Annotated in this window: 14 protein-coding genes; 6 read left to right on the plus strand and 8 right to left on the minus strand. The window is 50.4% G+C overall.

What is annotated here, in order from left to right:
* Positions 1 to 132 precede the first annotated feature (132 nt).
* Positions 133 to 1,317 (plus strand): PilT/PilU family type 4a pilus ATPase, encoded by a 1,185-nt coding sequence (locus tag ACTG33_RS03515; protein WP_439133800.1) that lies wholly within the window; start codon positions 133 to 135, stop codon positions 1,315 to 1,317.
* Between the two features lie 38 nt (positions 1,318 to 1,355).
* On the opposite strand, the gene ACTG33_RS03520 is transcribed toward ACTG33_RS03515, so the two are convergent.
* From ACTG33_RS03520 to ACTG33_RS03535, 4 genes are all read right to left on the minus strand, one after another.
* A complete protein-coding gene (locus ACTG33_RS03520) occupies positions 1,356 to 1,781 on the minus strand; it encodes a hypothetical protein (protein ID WP_439133801.1) in 426 nt (141 codons plus the stop codon).
* A 112-nt stretch (positions 1,782 to 1,893) separates the two neighbouring features.
* Positions 1,894 to 3,003, minus strand: coding sequence for a PLP-dependent aminotransferase family protein (locus tag ACTG33_RS03525; RefSeq protein WP_439133802.1), 1,110 nt, complete (start codon positions 3,001 to 3,003; stop codon positions 1,894 to 1,896).
* A gap of 156 nt (positions 3,004 to 3,159) precedes the next feature.
* Positions 3,160 to 4,128, minus strand: a complete 969-nt coding sequence (locus tag ACTG33_RS03530) for an NAD(P)H-dependent flavin oxidoreductase (protein ID WP_439133803.1) — start codon at positions 4,126 to 4,128, stop codon at positions 3,160 to 3,162.
* Positions 4,129 to 4,396: 268 nt separating this feature from the next.
* Positions 4,397 to 5,413, minus strand: a complete 1,017-nt coding sequence (locus ACTG33_RS03535; RefSeq protein WP_439133804.1) for an alpha/beta fold hydrolase — start codon at positions 5,411 to 5,413, stop codon at positions 4,397 to 4,399.
* Between the two features lie 210 nt (positions 5,414 to 5,623).
* Between ACTG33_RS03535 and ACTG33_RS03540 the strand changes: the two genes are divergently transcribed.
* Positions 5,624 to 6,487: a hypothetical protein gene (locus ACTG33_RS03540; protein WP_439133805.1), complete on the plus strand. Its 864-nt coding sequence runs from the start codon at positions 5,624 to 5,626 to the stop codon at positions 6,485 to 6,487.
* Here ACTG33_RS03540 and ACTG33_RS03545 read toward each other — a convergent pair.
* Complete coding sequence (locus tag ACTG33_RS03545; protein ID WP_439133806.1) at positions 6,484 to 7,482, minus strand: AraC family transcriptional regulator; 999 nt, start codon at positions 7,480 to 7,482, stop codon at positions 6,484 to 6,486. The two genes, ACTG33_RS03540 and ACTG33_RS03545, sit on opposite strands and share 4 nt — an antisense overlap.
* A gap of 146 nt (positions 7,483 to 7,628) precedes the next feature.
* Here ACTG33_RS03545 and lpxC point away from each other — a divergent pair, with 146 nt between their 5' ends.
* The gene (gene lpxC, locus ACTG33_RS03550) at positions 7,629 to 8,579 is read left to right on the plus strand and encodes a UDP-3-O-acyl-N-acetylglucosamine deacetylase (RefSeq protein WP_439133807.1); all 951 of its coding nucleotides are present in this window, start codon (positions 7,629 to 7,631) and stop codon (positions 8,577 to 8,579) included.
* A 192-nt stretch (positions 8,580 to 8,771) separates the two neighbouring features.
* Here lpxC and ACTG33_RS03555 read toward each other — a convergent pair whose 3' ends face one another.
* Together ACTG33_RS03555 and ACTG33_RS03560 are read right to left on the minus strand one after the other, a co-directional pair.
* The gene (locus tag ACTG33_RS03555) at positions 8,772 to 10,139 is read right to left on the minus strand and encodes an MFS transporter (protein ID WP_439133837.1); all 1,368 of its coding nucleotides are present in this window, start codon (positions 10,137 to 10,139) and stop codon (positions 8,772 to 8,774) included.
* 268 nt (positions 10,140 to 10,407) lie between these two features.
* Positions 10,408 to 11,583 (minus strand): magnesium transporter, encoded by a 1,176-nt coding sequence (locus ACTG33_RS03560; protein ID WP_439133808.1) that lies wholly within the window; start codon positions 11,581 to 11,583, stop codon positions 10,408 to 10,410.
* A gap of 275 nt (positions 11,584 to 11,858) precedes the next feature.
* Here ACTG33_RS03560 and ACTG33_RS03565 point away from each other — a divergent pair, with 275 nt between their 5' ends.
* Together ACTG33_RS03565 and ACTG33_RS03570 are read left to right on the plus strand one after the other, a co-directional pair.
* Positions 11,859 to 12,065 carry a hypothetical protein gene (locus ACTG33_RS03565; protein WP_439133809.1) on the plus strand — a complete coding sequence of 69 codons (207 nt, stop codon included), beginning with the start codon at positions 11,859 to 11,861 and terminating at the stop codon, positions 12,063 to 12,065.
* A gap of 89 nt (positions 12,066 to 12,154) precedes the next feature.
* Positions 12,155 to 13,717: a glycoside hydrolase gene (locus ACTG33_RS03570; protein ID WP_439133810.1), complete on the plus strand. Its 1,563-nt coding sequence runs from the start codon at positions 12,155 to 12,157 to the stop codon at positions 13,715 to 13,717.
* 6 nt (positions 13,718 to 13,723) lie between these two features.
* Here ACTG33_RS03570 and ACTG33_RS03575 read toward each other — a convergent pair whose 3' ends face one another.
* On the minus strand, positions 13,724 to 14,236 hold the full coding sequence (locus ACTG33_RS03575; RefSeq protein WP_439133811.1) for an OmpH family outer membrane protein: 513 nt from the start codon (positions 14,234 to 14,236) through the stop codon (positions 13,724 to 13,726).
* Between the two features lie 507 nt (positions 14,237 to 14,743).
* Between ACTG33_RS03575 and ACTG33_RS03580 the strand changes: the two genes are divergently transcribed.
* Positions 14,744 to 17,254 (plus strand): TonB-dependent receptor, encoded by a 2,511-nt coding sequence (locus ACTG33_RS03580; RefSeq protein ID WP_439133812.1) that lies wholly within the window; start codon positions 14,744 to 14,746, stop codon positions 17,252 to 17,254.
* Positions 17,255 to 17,294: the final 40 nt, after the last annotated feature.

The raw sequence follows: 17,294 nt of genomic DNA on the forward strand, positions 1-17,294 counted from the left end.
TTAATGGGGTCGAGCCATACGTGCAAACGATCTGACTTATATCTCTTAATATTGAACGAAGACTGCCGACAACAATTCAGACGCCACCAACGCACGATAACAACTCGCAGACACCGCAACAGGATGTTTACCATGACGTTCACCAACTACCTTCGCATACTGGCCAAAAACGACGGTTCGGATCTTTATCTGAGTACCGGCGCGCCACCCTGCGCCAAATTTCAGGGCACGCTAAAGCCGTTATCGAAGGAGCCCATGACGCCCGGCCAGACCGAAGCCATTGCCATGGAGATCATGGACGACGAGCAGCAGGAAATTTTCAAGCAGGAGCTGGAGATGAATCTGGCGATGGGGATTCCCGGTGTCGGTCGCTTCCGCATCAATATTTTTCGGCAGCGCAATGAGGTTTCCATCGTCGCGCGGAACATCGTCATGGAGATTCCCAAGTTTGATGATCTGAAACTGCCCCAGATTCTGAAAGACATCGTTATGGAAAAGAACGGGCTGGTGCTGTTTGTCGGCGGCACCGGTTCGGGGAAATCCACCTCCTTAGCCGCCTTGATCGATCACCGCAACAGCAACGCTGGCGGCCACATCATCACCATTGAAGACCCGATTGAATACGTCCACAAACACAAAAAGAGTGTGATCAATCAACGGGAAGTGGGTGTCGACACCCGAAGCTACCACGCGGCGCTGAAAAATACCCTGCGTCAGGCGCCGGATGTGATTCTGATTGGCGAGATCCGCGACCGCGAAACGATGGAGCACGCACTGGCATTTGCAGAGACGGGTCATTTGGCCATCTCCACCCTGCACGCAAACAACGCCAATCAGGCACTGGATCGCATCGTCAACTTTTTCCCGGAAGAACGTCGTCCACAACTGCTGATGAGCCTGTCGCAAAACATTCGCGCGTTTGTCTCTCAACGACTGGTGCCTACGGTAGAGGGCAAACGCTGTGCCGCGGTGGAAATTCTACTGGGTACGCAGACCATCAATGAACTGATTCTGAAAGGGGAATTTCACTCCATCAAAGAGATGATGGAAAAATCCGAAAACCTCGGCATGCAGACATTTGATGCGGCGCTGTTCAAACTCTACGTCGAGGGCCGCATCGATTACGACCAGGCCATTCGCAATGCAGACTCGGCCAACAACCTGCGTTTGCGCATTAAACTCTATGAAGAGGGCAACAAGCTGCCGGTAGAGGAAACAAAGGAAGAAGAAGAAACGGTCACCAAGACCTCTTCGGGCATTGAGTTAAGTCTTGAATCGATCGAAGACGAGGAAGAGGACCCGGGCACCAAATTTTAACACCCGGGGTGGCGAGCCTCTTGCCAGGGACTCTCGGATCAGGGGTTCGCTAAGGGTTTTGCTTTCGCCTCTGCGGTGGAAGGCGCAAATGTCTTCGGATAGGGAGGCTGAGCAGCCACCGGAGAGCAGTTCTTAATCACCACCTTGCCCTGCAACAGATTGCCTTTGGAATATTCATTGAAATGGCAGGTATTGCTTTCAGGATCGTAGTTTTCGATCCATAGATTATCGTCTTTCCAGGTCGCCGTGATGTGTTGCTGTCCCTCCGGCACGGTCACAGACATCACCCCGCCGTAGCGCTTCACAAACACCTGCTGGAAGTGGAAATAATACGCCAGCAGCCCCACCAAAAAAATCAGTCCGCAGCCGATAAAGCCTGGTTTCCACTTATCCTTTTTGCCAAACAACACCAAAACGCCAATAGCGATAGCAATAACCAGAAACCAGTACAAATAGGTAATCATGGGCAACTCCCTAGCGATTTATCTTATTGTCCACTGTAGCCGTTATTGATGAAATTTGCCTGCTGCACTCTACTCTAATGCTGCGTTCCAGGAACTGTTGAACTAAACAAGCTTAGGGATTGAATACCCGCCCAAGCCGCTCGCAAGCCTGAATCAGCTCAGCCTCGGGGTACCAGGCGAAACACAAACGCATGCTGGCAGCAAAATGATGATCGACTGAAAACTGCGATCCGGCCAGATAACCAACCCCTTCCGACTTTGCACGTGCCAAGCTGTCTTTCGGCAACTCACTGGCGTCAGCACAGTTTGCCCAAAGGAAATAGCCGCCATCGGGATTATTCACCTGCCATCGTTCCCCAAGATGCGTTCGTAGTCCGTGATAGAGGCAATCTTTCCGCGCCTGATAAACCGCTTTCAAATTGTTCAAATACGTTTGGAAGTCGCCCTGCTCTATCAGCGTTGCCACCAGCGACGACGTCACCGGAGCAAGCCCGCCGCCACTTTTGAGCAGCGCGGAATCCAGTAGCGGTTGTAACGATTCGCCGGATCCCTGTATCCAGCCAAGGCGCAACCCCGGTGCCAAAATTTTCGAGAAGGTCCCCACTGACAACACGGGTGCCTCGTCATCAAAACACGCCAGCGGTGGGGGCGGCCTCTGTCCAAAATACAAACTCTGATACACCTCATCGGCAACCAACGGGCATTGATAACGCTTGGCCAGAGCCACCAGAGACTGACGTCGACTGTTTGGCTGGGTAATACCGGTGGGGTTGTGAAACGTGGGAATGGTGTAAATAAAAGCGGGATTGTGCTGTTGTATCGCGCTCTCCAAAGACGCAGGACACAATCCCTCATCGTCCATGGGCACAGCGACGACATTGAGCCCAGACTCCACAAACAGATTCAGTGCGATAAAATACGTCGGGTCTTCCACCAGTACCGTATCACCCCGCTGCGCCAATCGACTGCATATCATATCCAGCGCATTGGATGAGCCAGTGGTTACCAGTAGTTGCTCAGGGCTTATGCCCCGACCGCAATCTTCCGTCAGCCAATGCGACAAGGCCTCCCTAAATCGCTGATCACCGGCCTCCTGGCCATAGGCCAGATCCAGTGGCCCGACAGACACAGAGTGAAACAATTCGGTTGGCAATAAATCCGGATCCGGCTGCCCGACGCCCAGATTAATCATGCCTTGTGGTTTGGATATTTGCAGAGTCATAACGCCAGCCTGCCGAAAAGGCTCGGATATTACAATATTCAAACCCCATAACGGACCACCCTTAACGAACAGCCATAACGAACGGCCCATAAAAAAGGCCAGCGCTCCGAAGAGTCGCTGGCCTTTTATCAAACCGTCGATTCAGTCTTTGAGGGATTAACCCACAAAGCTGTTCAGGCGATCGGTAATGATTTGTCTGGCATCGGTAACGATTTCGTCAACCAATTCCTGACAGGTTGGAACGCTTTTCACCAGGCCACCACACATACCAAAGGTCACCATGCCTGCGTTCACATCACCGGTCGTCCAGGCTTTCTCCTGATTCTGGCCGGAAACATACTCATGGATTTCGCCGAACTCGCCACCGGCCTTTTCCACTTCCAGTACTTTTTTGGCCACGTCGTTGTCGTAAACACGAGCGGTGTTGCGGTAGCTGCGGAAGATCAGAGAGGTATCGGTCTCTTTCATCTCAACAATGGCTTTCTTCACGTTCTCGTGCACAGGCGCTTCCTGAGTTGCCACGAAACGGGTACCCATGTTGATGCCGTCCGCGCCCAGAGCCAGAGCCGCAACCAGACCGCGACCATCGGCAATACCGCCGGAAGCCACAACGGGAATGTTCAGTTTGTCAGCTGCAGCAGGAATCAGCACCAGACCTGGCACGTCTTCTTCGCCTGGGTGACCAGCACACTCAAAACCGTCGATGCTAACCGCGGCAACGCCAATTTTCTCTGCCTTCAGGGCGTGACGCACGGCAACACACTTGTGAATGACTTTGATGCCATGAGCGTTGAACTTCTCCATAAACGGCTCTGGGCTGCGACCGGCTGTCTCAACAATTTTAACGCCGCTGTTACAGATCACATCCACGTAGTCATCGTAGTTGATGGCAGTCGCCACCACGCCCACGGTCAAGTTGACCGCAAAAGGCTTGTCAGTCAGGGACTGGCACTTCTCAATTTCCTGCTTCAGCAGCTCAGGCGTCGGCTGGGTCAGGGCGGTCATAACACCCAGAGCACCGGTATTGGATACGGCAGCCGCCAGCTCAGCAGTGCCTACGCGCATCATACCGCCACAAATGATCGGGTATTCAATGCCCAGTAATTCAGTCAAACGTGTTTTCATGTCTTTTTCCTGTCTCTGTTCGGCGATCAATCGCCGACTACCTCTGAAACCAGAGAGCGCGCCATTCACGTGAGGCTCACCCGCTGATGAGTATTCATGTCGCTGCGAATAGAGGCCTGAGTCGAGTCAGGCCCGGGATTGCGAGCAGCGGAGGCTGCACTCTAATGCAAAAGCACGCCGATCTCGACAAAACCGTTCAGAAAACGTCCTCCTTAGCGGTTTTGGCTGATTTGGTGGCAATAATGACAGGGCGTGAGAGCTCGACGCCTCACGGCGCTGGCAGAGCGGGTTCGAATACCGACTTAAAGCGGTCAAAATCCTCAATTTGAGGGAGGTGCCCCAAACCGTCCAGCGGATACAGCTCAATGGCCGGATTTCGCTGACGGATCTGTTCTCCCAAACGGTCGTAACGCCCCAACTCATAGTCCACACCGGCCTTTTTCCACTGACGACCGGGACCAGTACGATCGCGGGTTCCCAGGATTAAAGTGGCCGGAACGCTGAGATCCTTAAACTCTTCCACCACCGGCTGGGTAAAGATCATGTCGTAGGTGAGCGCACTGACCTCTGCCAGTTGGGACCAGTCAGAACCCTGCAGCCAGCCGATCAATGGTTGGGCCAATTCTGCATAGCGCTCATTCCACTGGCCGTCGTAATAATTCTTGCGTTGATAAGCCACGATCCCCTCAGCAGTTTTTTTCAATTCATTCTTCAGAAAGAAACCCACGTCCTGATAATCCACATAATGCAGATAGTTTTCCAAACCAATCGGGTTGACCAGTATCAGTTTTTGAGAGGCGGTCGGGTAGTTGAGCGCAAAGCGTGTCGCCAGCATACCGCCCATGGAGTGACCGACAATCACCGCCTGCTCAATCTTGAGCGACGACATCAAGTCACGAGTGTTCTTGGCCAGCACGGAAAACGAGTATTGATAGTTCACCGGCTTGGACGATTTACCAAATCCGATCTGATCCGGGATCAACACGCCATAACCCTGATTGGACAGAAATTGTGCAGTCTGCTGCCAATAGGCACCGTTAAAATTTTTACCGTGCAACAAAACCACCACAGGTTTATTGGCGTCACCGGGCAACCACATATACGCCATTTTTAACGACTGATTTTGCGACAGAAACAGATAGTTTTTGACGGGAAAGGGATACGTGTATCCGGTTAATTGCGCATCGTAAGTGACGGATTTCTCAGAAGCCGACAAGCTATCGACGGGAAACACCAACAAAAACATGGAAAGTACAGAGAAGACAAAAAAATCGGCTCTTTTCATAATATTCCTACAACTTTAGACGACAGTTAAAGTGAAACGATCAGACTGTATGTGTAAACTTTTTCTGTGTGACACTTCCTTTTTCATAAAACTTAATCTCATTTAATGAAAGCAGTGTCAATAATTAAGACCAAATGAGTTTCTCAAGAAACGTGAAGGCTATTGACTGCTAATATATTCCCTATCCATTTATTAGTTTGGGTCTATTTGATGAAATCACCACTACTGTTTGTGTTAATCAGCCTATGTTTGTTGCCTTGTTTTTCTCACGCCACCGTGATGAAAATATCGTTCTTTGGAGAAGTCAGCTCTTTTGAAAACAACGCCGGTGCTTTCTGGGATCCGTCGACGACGATCGGTGCGGCAGTAACAGGCCATTACCTGTTGGATCTGGAGGCACTGGGAGACAGCGGTCGGCAGGAAGCCTCTTTTTACTGGTGGGCGAACATTTCCGGTTATAGTGTCATGACATCACAAATCAATATTGGCAATCAGCTATTTTCATTGACTCAAGAAGGAAACAGTCGTCCTGGGGAGGAAGGCTGGTACAGCGATGAATGGATCGAACTTTACAATGCAGAACCGCGCGATGAGTATGGTGATCACGGTGACATTCCAGACTCTTTTCTTTTTGCGGACAACGAAAGACCAGGTCTTCTGCCAGACACAGACACAAACAAGCTTTTGGCCATCGGCTTTGATGACTTTATCAACGATATTATGATAGTACCCACCGGCCCTGACTATGACCCCGACTATGGCCCCGACGATTTGAGACCATTCTTAAGTAACGAGATTGTCTGGCAAGATCTGGATTTTCAAGATTCCAATCAATCAGGTTCAGGACTATTTCGTTACTCATTATGGAGTCGCTCCCAGACTGGTTTGAACCCCAGCATCGATTCAGACGTACGATTCAGACTCCACGAAGTTTCCTTTCAAAAAGTCAGTAACGAAGTCCCGTCACCAAATACCTTATGGCTGTCGATACTACCGTTGATTATGATCGCCTTCCACACGAGGAAACCGGCACCATTACTCTCTGGTCGTCGAGAGCACCACACTATGGCCTAACCAGCCCGCCGACGCTGTGTCGGCGATACGCCAAACCAGCGCTTAAACGCTCGGGTAAAATTCGCCTGCTCCGAAAAGCCCAACAGGTAGGCGATTTCACTGATCGCCAGAGCGTCGTTGCGAACATAGCTTTCCGCCATCTTTTTACGTTTGGCCTCTAATAAACTGGAAAACGAGACACCCTCCTCGGCCAAGTGTCGCTGCATGGTTCTGCTGCTGAGATTCAAGGCTTTGGCGACGTTCTCTTCTTTTAACTGGCCCGATGGTAACTGGTTGGCAATTTCCAGCTCGACCTTATCAACTAATCCACCCTGATCCAGTTGTGACAAATGTTGCGTAATGATTTTTTCATTAACCTGGCTCAACTCCGCATTGCCAGTAGCCAACACGCGTTCGACATCCATCCGATCAAACAACACCTCTACCGCGTCGCCACCATAGAGCAATGGGCAACGGGCACGCTGCTCCAACAATAAGCCTGCGGAGTTAGGCGAGTGGGGGCAGTGAATTTCCAGCGGATTGTATTCTTCGCCCAACAACAAACGAATCATTTTTAACAACGCCACCATACTAGCGTCCACCGACGCCGGAGAAGGTTCTGTGTCACGATCCATGGTGTGGCGAGCGACAAAACGATAATTCAATTTCTCAGACGTCAGTACATATTGCATGCCATCATTGAGAAACTTGCCATAGCGGGAAAAGCGGTACAGCGCCTCGCCTAACGACGCGCTGGCCAACCAGGCAAAACCCAGCGCATGAAACGTGGTTGGTTTCCAGCGGCCACCCACTGCGACACCAAAATCATCCCCTGTCATGTCGTGCGACAAGCGCCAGAGCTGCTGCATCTGACTGACAGTGTATCGAGCCACATTGTTACTCAGCTGGGCCGGATCCAGTCCCACCTCACGGAAAACCCCGTTGGCATCCAGCTCACGAGTGCTCAACTCCTCCCAGATCAAGAAGCCCCAAGAGGCTAATGTTGTTGCTGCCATGGCTCTTTCTCCCTGTTATATCTATACAGGATAAAACCTTGGCGTGAAAAGACAAATGATTGACCAGCATTAGGTTTCAAAGGATCAGTCTGAACAGGCCAGGATTCATAACATAGTCCTCAACGGAACCCAAAGAGGACGATCCAATGAAAAAGGTTACGAATCCTAATTATCTGCAACACACACTGAACCAGCCTATTCACTTCATTGGCCGGGGCTTGCATACAGGCAAACACGTCAGCATGTCTCTGCACCCTGCTGCAGCTGACACAGGATACGTCTTTCGCCGTACCGATCTGGCACCGCCTTACAATGTGGTTCCAGCCCGCTGGATGACGGTTACCGAAACCCGCATGTCGACCACTGTCGGCAACAACCATGGCGTTAGTATTACCACGGTTGAACATTTGATCGCAGCGCTGTTTGCCTGTGGCGTGGATAATTGCCAAATCGACATCGATGGTCCTGAAGCCCCCATTATGGATGGCAGTGCAAAACCTTTTGTTGACCAAATCGTAGCGACAGGGTTACAGCAGCAGGAAAAACCACGCATGGCCTTAGTGATGAAAGAAGCGTTGTGGGTCAATGACGGCAACGCCAAGGCTGGCATCGTGCCTTTTCCTGAGCCCTGGATGGACATGACTATCGACTTTCAGTCTCGTGCGATTGGACGTCAGAACATCGCCATGCAACTGAATCAGGAAAACTTTAGCGAGTGCATTTCAGCCGCGCGCACTTTTGGTTTTGCAGAGCATGTTGAAACCATGAAAACCCTGGGGCTGGCTCAGGGCGGCTCCATGCGCAACGCCGTGGTGGTGGAAAACGATATGGTCGCCAACCCTGAAGGTCTGCGTTTTGATAACGAGTTCGTACGCCACAAGGTGGTCGATGCAGTCGGTGACCTGGCTCTACTGGGTGTTAATATCGTCGGCTGCTTTGTCGGTCACTGCAGCGGCCACCGCCTAAACAATCAGCTGCTGCGTACGTTGATGTACAAAGAAGACAAATGGGCATTGACCACACTGGAAGATGCCATCGTGAACTGGGACTCTATTATGGAAGACGATAAACGTCAGGGCTGGCAGTCAGAATTCTGAGGGGCATAGCCATATCACTCACTGGAACGTAAAAGGGCTCTATTTTCATAGAGCCCTTTTACGATTTGTCATGACCTTTTGAAGAAGACAGTCTGACTAACGTTCCCGACTACGACGATTTCTAATTTACGGCAATCTTCTATTACTACAGTTTCCTATTACTACTATTTCCAATTACTACGGTTTTCTTCACTACAATTCGCGCATTGGTGTCCGCCATACACAAATCGCCGCCAAAAGAGCAGGCACCGCGAAGATCACAAACAACATCGGCATGGAAACACCCATTCCCATAAACACACCGGCCAACAACGGACTGATCACCGCCCCTGCACGCCCCAGACCCGCACCCCAGCCCAAGCCGGTGCTGCGGATTTGCGCCGGATAAATTGTCATCACCACGTTGTAAAGGTTGGAGAAAGCCCCCATCAGAGTAATGCCGACAAAAAACAACAGAAACAGCAACAGCCCAAACGGAATCGCGGCAATGTCATGGGTCATGCTGCCCAAAGTAAAAATGCACGCTGTCCCCAAGACAAAACCACCAGCCACCAGATAATTCAGCGGAATCCAACGGGTCAACCACCCCATCAACATGGTGCCAAAGATTGAACCGAAAGGAATGGCAACCGTACCCTGAATCGCCTTCTCTTGAGACAGGCCCGCATTACTTAACACCTGCGGCATCCAGCTGCTGATAAAGTACACCACTACGAAACCGGTGAAGAATGCCGTCCATGCCAGCAAGGTCGCGGCTTTTCGCGAAGGTGTAAATAGCGAAACAACCGACGCCGATTCCTGGCTTTCGCGTTCACTCACGGCTGGCAGCTGCTTAACCTCTGGTTGACCTATGTATTTTAAGGTGCGATTCACTTTCGTCAGCGCATTGGCAGGATCACGCTTGATCGTAAAAGCGATCGACTCCGGCACCACAAACTGCATGATGATACCCAGGATAACCGTAACCAAACCCGCGTACAGAAATACGCTTTTCCAGCCCTGGGTTTCAATCATGGCTGCGGTAAACAAACCGCCCAACATAGCACCCGCCGACGCCGCAGCGACAAGGACAGACACAATCAAAATGCGATGGCGCAATGGACTGAATTCCCCCATTAGCGGCGTCAGCGATGCCACCAACACACCCAATGCGAGTCCCGCCACGGCGCGCAGAACCATTAATTCCACCGCGTTATTTGACAACACCACCGCACTGGTCGCGACACCCGCAATCACCAAGGTACTGCTGACCATCACCCGACGACCATAGCGGTCCGCCATCCAGGACAGCAACATAGCCCCCAGTGTCATCCCCAACACGCCAGAACTCAGTACCAGCCCCATCTGCTCGGACGAGACGCCCCAATCCTGAGTGATCGCCGGAGCGGTGTAGGAAATCACCACAATGTCAAAGCCCTCAATCATGCTTGCCAGCATGCCGAGTCCCAAGATCAGCCACTGCACCGGTGTCAGTTTCGACTCGTGCAGTAATTCTTTGGAATTCGAGGGTTCATTGGGATTTGATGCGGTGCTTTGTGTCTCTGCTGCGGTATCAGTCATACTCACTCGATTCGCCACTCTGAAGGGTTATTTGTATTTATAAGGATTGGAAAAACGATCTGGATAAAAAACCAACAATTGAGTCTACCCGTGCCTGACACCAGAAGCGACACAGGTCATTGGATAGTGCCCGTATAGGAAAAAATGATCAGCCGTTCAGACAATATTGGCAAGGTGGTGATAACAAGGAATGATCACCGACGGGTGAGTGACTGATCAAATATCGTTCCGGTAACAGAGCCTTACAAAATCAGACTCAGAGTCAGAATCACAGAATCATCGTCGTTGCCAAAAACAGCATCAAACCCATACCGATAATATCCGTGAAGGTGGTCAGAAAAATACTGCTGGCGGTGGCCGGATCGGCGCCAAAACGTTTCAACGTGATAGGCACCAGCACACCAAACACACCACTGCTAATACAGGCACCGGTCATGGCGATCACAATCACAACCCCCAGCATCACCGGTTGTACCGCACCGGTCATCAAGGCATAGCCATACATCGCAGCCCCGGCCACTAGCCCCACCAGAAAACCATTGAGAGCACCCAGTCGGATTTCTTTACTCAACAGACGATGCACGGGAAAATCTTTCAACTGCCCCAGCGTCATACCCCTCAGGGTAATCGCCAACGCCTGACAGCCCGTGTTGCCACTCTGCCCCGCCAATACCGGCAAGAAGGCGGCCAGCGCCACCACTCGGGTGATGGTATCTTCAAACATACCCACCACAAACGCGGCGGCAAACGCGGTGATCAAATTTACCAATAGCCACGGGTGACGCATGCGAAAAGCCGCAAACACCGGCGTCGACACCTGCTCCTCGCGCGCCACACCCACCTGAGAACCGGCCTGCGCACTCAGCTCTGTGGCGATTCGTTCGTAGAGTTTCCAGCCCCGCACCTCGCCAATCACCTGCTGCATGTCATCCACAACCGGGTACACCGGATAATGACGATACAGAGCTTCTTTCACCGCCTCGGACATAGGCGTATCGGTATGGAACGCAAAGGGTTCTGCCACCATCACTTCCGATAACAGCTGAGAAGGCTTGGCAAGCAACAGATCCCGCATGCCCACCACACCGATCAGCGTGGCATTATCCGTCACAAAGAAATAGGTAATCTCCGTCATATCCGTGGTTTTCACCAGATAGGCAATAGCCTCTGCTACCGTTTTGGACGCGGGTATCACCGCGGGTGCAGGTGTCATCAACTCGCCAATCTCGGCTTCCACGCCACTGACCACCGCCGTGGTATTGGCTTCATCTTCGGCCCGTTCCGCCATGTGCGACACCACAGCCAGCGCCTGATCGGTAGGCAAACGAGAGAGCACAAACTGCACATCATCCGGAGCCTTACCAGCCAGAGCGTCAGCCACCTCCTCCGGCGTTTTGGTTTCAAGCTCTTTGACCAGATCAGACATTCCGGGACTTTGGGTCATCGTGTTCTCCTGACGATTGTGATGCGGCTATAGTCTTATGAGTAGTCTTATGAGTAGTCTTATGAGTTTCTAACCTCAGCTTTCTAACCTCAACTATAGGTGATTCTGGAAACTGTCCATGGAAAGTAGAGACAAAGCGAACTCTTGATATATAACCATTCATTCCCAGAACCAAGCCTGTTATACAGATACCGTTCACCGAACCACAAGGGCGCGCACTATACTTAGGGTAAGTCTTCATCCATCCACAACCCCATCTATCGCTGGAGGTAACCATGTTGCATCCGGACTTTAAAAATGGCGAGAAACTCGATCTCCATACCGCTCTGTCACTGTTTGTGATCACCATGGGCTTTCTGTTTTACATCGATGCCTCGCCGGGCTCGCAAGCTCTTATGTCTGCTTTAACCATGCTGGTCGGTCTGGCCTGGTTAGTCGGTCACTATTTTTGGAAACACCGATCCGGACATAATGACATGTGACTGGCTACAAGTGATTTCATCATTCTGAAACCTGCGGTGTGTTCCACTCTTGCTTTTGAGCCTTCTTCTCAAGCAGGTGACACAGCACCATGCCCCAGTCGTTTTCACAAGGTCGTTTATTTCATCGTCTATACACCACATGTTTTGGTCGTCGATCAAATGAAGCCCCGACCCCAGTAGAGCTGACTCTCAAACACGACACCGCGGTGGCTCACACCCACGAACGCTACCTGTCGTTTTCCATCGACATCTCGGTGCTCGCGGGCGGCTTTTGGTGGGAGGGCGCACTCAATACCCGACGCGGACTGGGCACACTCAGAGTTCCGCCGCTCAAACTGAACGCGAAAAAGCTCGACCGCCTGGTGAGATTACTGGGGCCGGCCTATTTGCGTATCGGTGGATCCGAGGCGGACAAGATTCACTATTTCACCCAACCCGAAAACGAGCCCGACGCCCTGACTCTGACCCACCATCAATGGGATGAACTGCAGGATTTTATACAACGCAACGATCTGAAATTGATTTTTACCTGCAAGTACGGACTTTTCAAACGCAAACATCAGGGTCGCTGGCAGGGTTCTGAACTTCTGGAATTACTAGACTACACCCAGAAAAAAAATTATCAGATCGATGTGTTTGAACTGGGCAACGAACTGAATTCGTACTGGGCTTTTCACGGTTTATTGTCCCAACCCCGAGCCAAACATTTAGCACGTGACTACGACAGCTTTCGTGAACTGGTGCGCTCCCGGTTTCCTCACGCCAAAATTTCCGGTCCTGGCAGCGCATTCTGGCCCAAGCTTGGCGAAACCATTCGCCCGATCAGCAACATCACACCCAAATTTTTAGCGGAATTAAAACAACCTCTCGAAATCGTCGACTGGCACTACTACCCGTTTCAAAGTGATCGCAGTCCGATACGCACTCGCAAAGCGCGTATTCATCATTTACTCGACCCCAAATCGTTTGAATACTTCCGCCACTACAGCCGAAAATTGAGTCGACTGCGCGATCGCTTGCAACCTCAGGCAGAATTGTGGACAGGGGAAACCGGATCCGCTCAATGCGGCGGCCAACCGGAACTGTCGGACCGATGGGTATCCAGTTTTTGGTGGGCCGATCAACTGGGCATGGGCGCCAGGTGCGGTCAAAAAGTCATGGTGCGACAGTCATTGATCGGTGGCGATTACGGCATGATTGTTCGCCTGACACTGAAACCCCGCCCCGATTACTGGGTCAGTTGGCTGTGGGGACAATTGATGGGCACGCAAGCCTACGACCTGGCCAGTAACGATCCCGCCCTGCGCTGTTATTTACACTCGCTAAAACAAACAGCTGGCGAACAAGAACAAGAGCTGCAGCAGAAAGTTCTGTTGTTGATTAATTTAAAAGACCATCCGGTAGAAGTCCGAATGCAACCTGATCTGCGAGAATCGCTCACCACAGGCTATGAAATGACGGCCAAAAATCTAACCAGCCGAAAAGTGAGAATTAATGGTAAAAAAGTACGTTTCCAGGGCGGAGACGTTCGACTGAATCAGTTTCCCAAAAAAACTTTTAACGGTATTATGGCGGCTTACAGCATCAGCTTTTGGCACTGTAGCTTTACCACTGCAGAGGCCGCCCATACTAAAAGATCATTACAGTCTTAATGATCTTTATTTCATCTCTTTCAACACGTCAGCAGTGAGATCATTCACCGGCTCAGACCAGAGAATGGCTTCTTTATTAACCACCATCGTCACACCGTGTTGTTTCGCGACCTTACCAATAACTGTGGTCATGTGTTCCTGAAATTTTTCCATATCCTGATTCAGACTAGCAGGAACTTCCTGAGCAGCGGCTACCTTCTGCTCAAACGCCATCTGATCTTTTCTGAACTGATCCAGCTTTGCCTTCTGATCGGCCGAAAGAGTCATCGGATCGACATTCGCTAATGCGGATAATTCTTTATATTCCTGCTCAAGTTTTTGCTGCATCTGAGTCAATTCCGCCCGGGTTTGATTCTGATGCTGCTGCCGTTTTGACACAATCTCCTGAGCGGCTGGAGTATTGAACAGCTGTTCCACATCCACATAGCCGTATTTTTCGGAAGATGCCGCGAGTACCGGCAGTGTCGCGCAGCTCAACACGCCAACAAACAGAACACTTAACAAACGATTGAATTTCATTATCTTTCCTTGTACTGGGAATAAATTTTCAGATTGCACAGCCCCCCAGCTTAGAGCACTGGCGCAGTTTTGCAATCGCAATAGTTTAAAGCCACGTCTCATTTCCGAAGCATATTTTCGTTATTATCCATTCAAAGAAAGTTCTCAGCACCTAGAGCCTACCTTCTTTGTATGTTTTTCCTATATAAAACCATACACCGACAACCTCTCCACACATTCAGATGAGAGTCAGATAAATTCACTATTCAACAGCTTTTGGTTTTTGTTGATTTTCATAGTCATTTTTCGAAAAACTTCTTAACTTAGGCTGTTTTAATTTGACATACCAAAAGTCCTCGCCAAGACTGAAATTCAACTTGGTCACACAATAACAATAAAAACCTTAAAACGATTTCATATATAAAATACCCCTAATGTAGATACAGACGACTTAAATCGTTGGCAGTCAACCCCTGCAATCAGACACTTGTAAATAACTCATATAAGAATAATTAATGGAGATTTACCTTGAAGACTTCAATAAAACTCTTGCCCTGGGTGATTAGCGCTTTAATCGGATCACCTGCCCTGGCTCAACAAACTGAAACACAAGATTCAGAAGCACAAAATTCAGCACTCCAAAATACAGGCAAGTCCAGTCGTGTCACCTCGCTGGAAGAAATTATCGTTACAGCCCGCAGACGAAAAGAGACCGCACAAGAATCACCGGTTCCCTTAACAGTTCTAAATGAAGCCTTGTTGGATCGATACGGTGTTACTGGCATAGACAGCATCGCTTCGCTGACTCCGGGGCTGGTAACCGGTGAATCGGGCGGCGCCGTAGGCGGTAGTATTTCATTGCGCGGTGTGGGTTCCGGTGAATCCCAGGCGTTTATTGATCAGGCAGTTTCTATCAACATTGATGGCATTCCGATCAGTACCGCACAGATTTTGCGAGTTGCACAAATGGATTTACAGCAGATTGAAGTATTGCGCGGGCCTCAGGCTTTGTTTTTTGGCAAGAACAGTCCCGGCGGGATTATTTCACTGACTTCGGCGGGACCCACGGAAGAATTTGAATCCATGATTCGCACCGGTTATGAATTTGATTCCGAAGAGTGGTCCATTGATGGTTCAATCTCAGGACCGATTTCCGACAAAGCCGGTTTTCGGCTGGCAGCACACTATGCAGACATGGATGGTTACATCGATGTAGATTCGCCCATCAATTTAATTCCCGCGTCCAACGATCCCTACTCGATACAAGCCTCTGGCCTCGATGCTTTTCCTCAGAAAGAAGAAACGTTTTTACGCGGCACCTTTGACTTTGATCCTATCGACCAGCTGAGCATGTCGCTGAAAGGAACTTACGCGGACACCGAAGTGACTGGCGGCACCTCTTACTTCAGTGACATTACCCATTGCCCGTACAGCAATCCACAGGAATTATATCCAGTGGCCGACAACTGCAAAAATGATGGCAAGATTGTCGCGGCGCAAATTCCGGAGGAAGTCCTCGCTCTTAATTCGCAATTGCAACCCAACGGTCACAGGGACAGTGAACAGATCTTGATATCCGGCACTATCGAATATGATTTTTCAGATGAGCTTTCGCTGACGTCTGTGACCGGTTACTACAAAGCCGAAGAAGAAATATCATCAAACGGCGGTTACGGCCTCGCACCCAGCAATATCTACGCCGTGAATTACGAAAACGAACAAGTCACTCAAGAGCTGCGACTGGCCTCCAACTTTACTGGCCCGTTTAATTTTATGGTGGGCGGGTTTTATGAAAACCGAGAGTTATTCACGGACACCTATATCGTTATTCCAACTGTAGCGGCGCCGACATGTCCTACATGTTACGAGTTACCCTATGAAGCCACCAATCAAGAGCAAGAAAGCTATTCGGTATTTGCACAATTTCTCTATGACATTACTGACGAGGTACAAATTTCTCTGGGGGGCCGTTACACACGTGAAACGAAAGAAGTGACCGACTATACGATCATTACAGAAACAACCTTTGATCCTGCTCCTGTTTTGTCAGGTACGCCAGTGGACGTACTGGCCATGCCGTCTTATCCAGGAGATACCGAATTGGAATTCACCAACTTCTCTCCGGAAGTCACTCTAACCTACAAACCCCATGAAGATATGATGTACTTCGCCTCTTACAAAGAGGGTTACAAATCTGGTGGATTTGATGGGTCTTACACTGCTGGTGCGGTACTGACCAATGGGGTGAACTCGTTTGATCCAGAAGAAGTCTCTGGATTTGAAGCCGGCTTCAAATCCAGCCTGATGGACAAGCAAGTCATCTTTAACATGACCGCCTACTGGTACGAATACGAAGACCTGCAAGTGGCAACCTATGATACGGCTGCCCGCTCATTCGGCACCGGTAATGCCGCCAAGTCCCGCGTACGTGGCCTCGAATTGGAAACCAAGTATTACCCGCAAGCCGTACCGGGTCTGGAACTTCACGCCTCAGCCAACTGGAACGATGCCAGTTTCGAAGAATTCTTTGCGCAGTGTTACAAATCCCAATCGAAAGCGGATGGCTGTAATTTCGACAACGACCCAGTTACCGGTAATGGCAACACCCAGGATCTGTCCGGTGAACAGTTGCGTAAAGCACCCAAATTTACCGCCACAGTGGGTGGATACTACGAGACACCAATTGCCTCTGGGCTAATGATGAGCTTCTCATCGGATCTTTTCTATTCAGGCTCATACAACTACGGCACGGATTACCAGCCCTATACCGAGCAGGACAGTTTTATCAAAGCCGACGCCTCAATACGATTGTTCGCAGAGGACAGCCACTGGGAACTGGCGCTAATTGCACGCAACCTGACGGACCGGCGCAACTTGGTGAACGGCATCGACCGCACGGGAACGGGTGGCGATTACGGAACCGACGCGCCAGTGTGTAGCTCATTACCAGCTACCGGGGGCTGTATTCCCGCTGCCGATGTGATTGGCACACCAACGCGAGGACGGACGGTGAGTTTGCAGGCGACCATGAGATTCTGATCGGAAAAGAAAGAAGAAAAGGAGTGAGGTAATTCTGTCT

The organism is Pseudomaricurvus sp. (assembly GCF_965662505.1).
Lineage (GTDB): Bacteria > Pseudomonadota > Gammaproteobacteria > Pseudomonadales > Cellvibrionaceae > Pseudomaricurvus.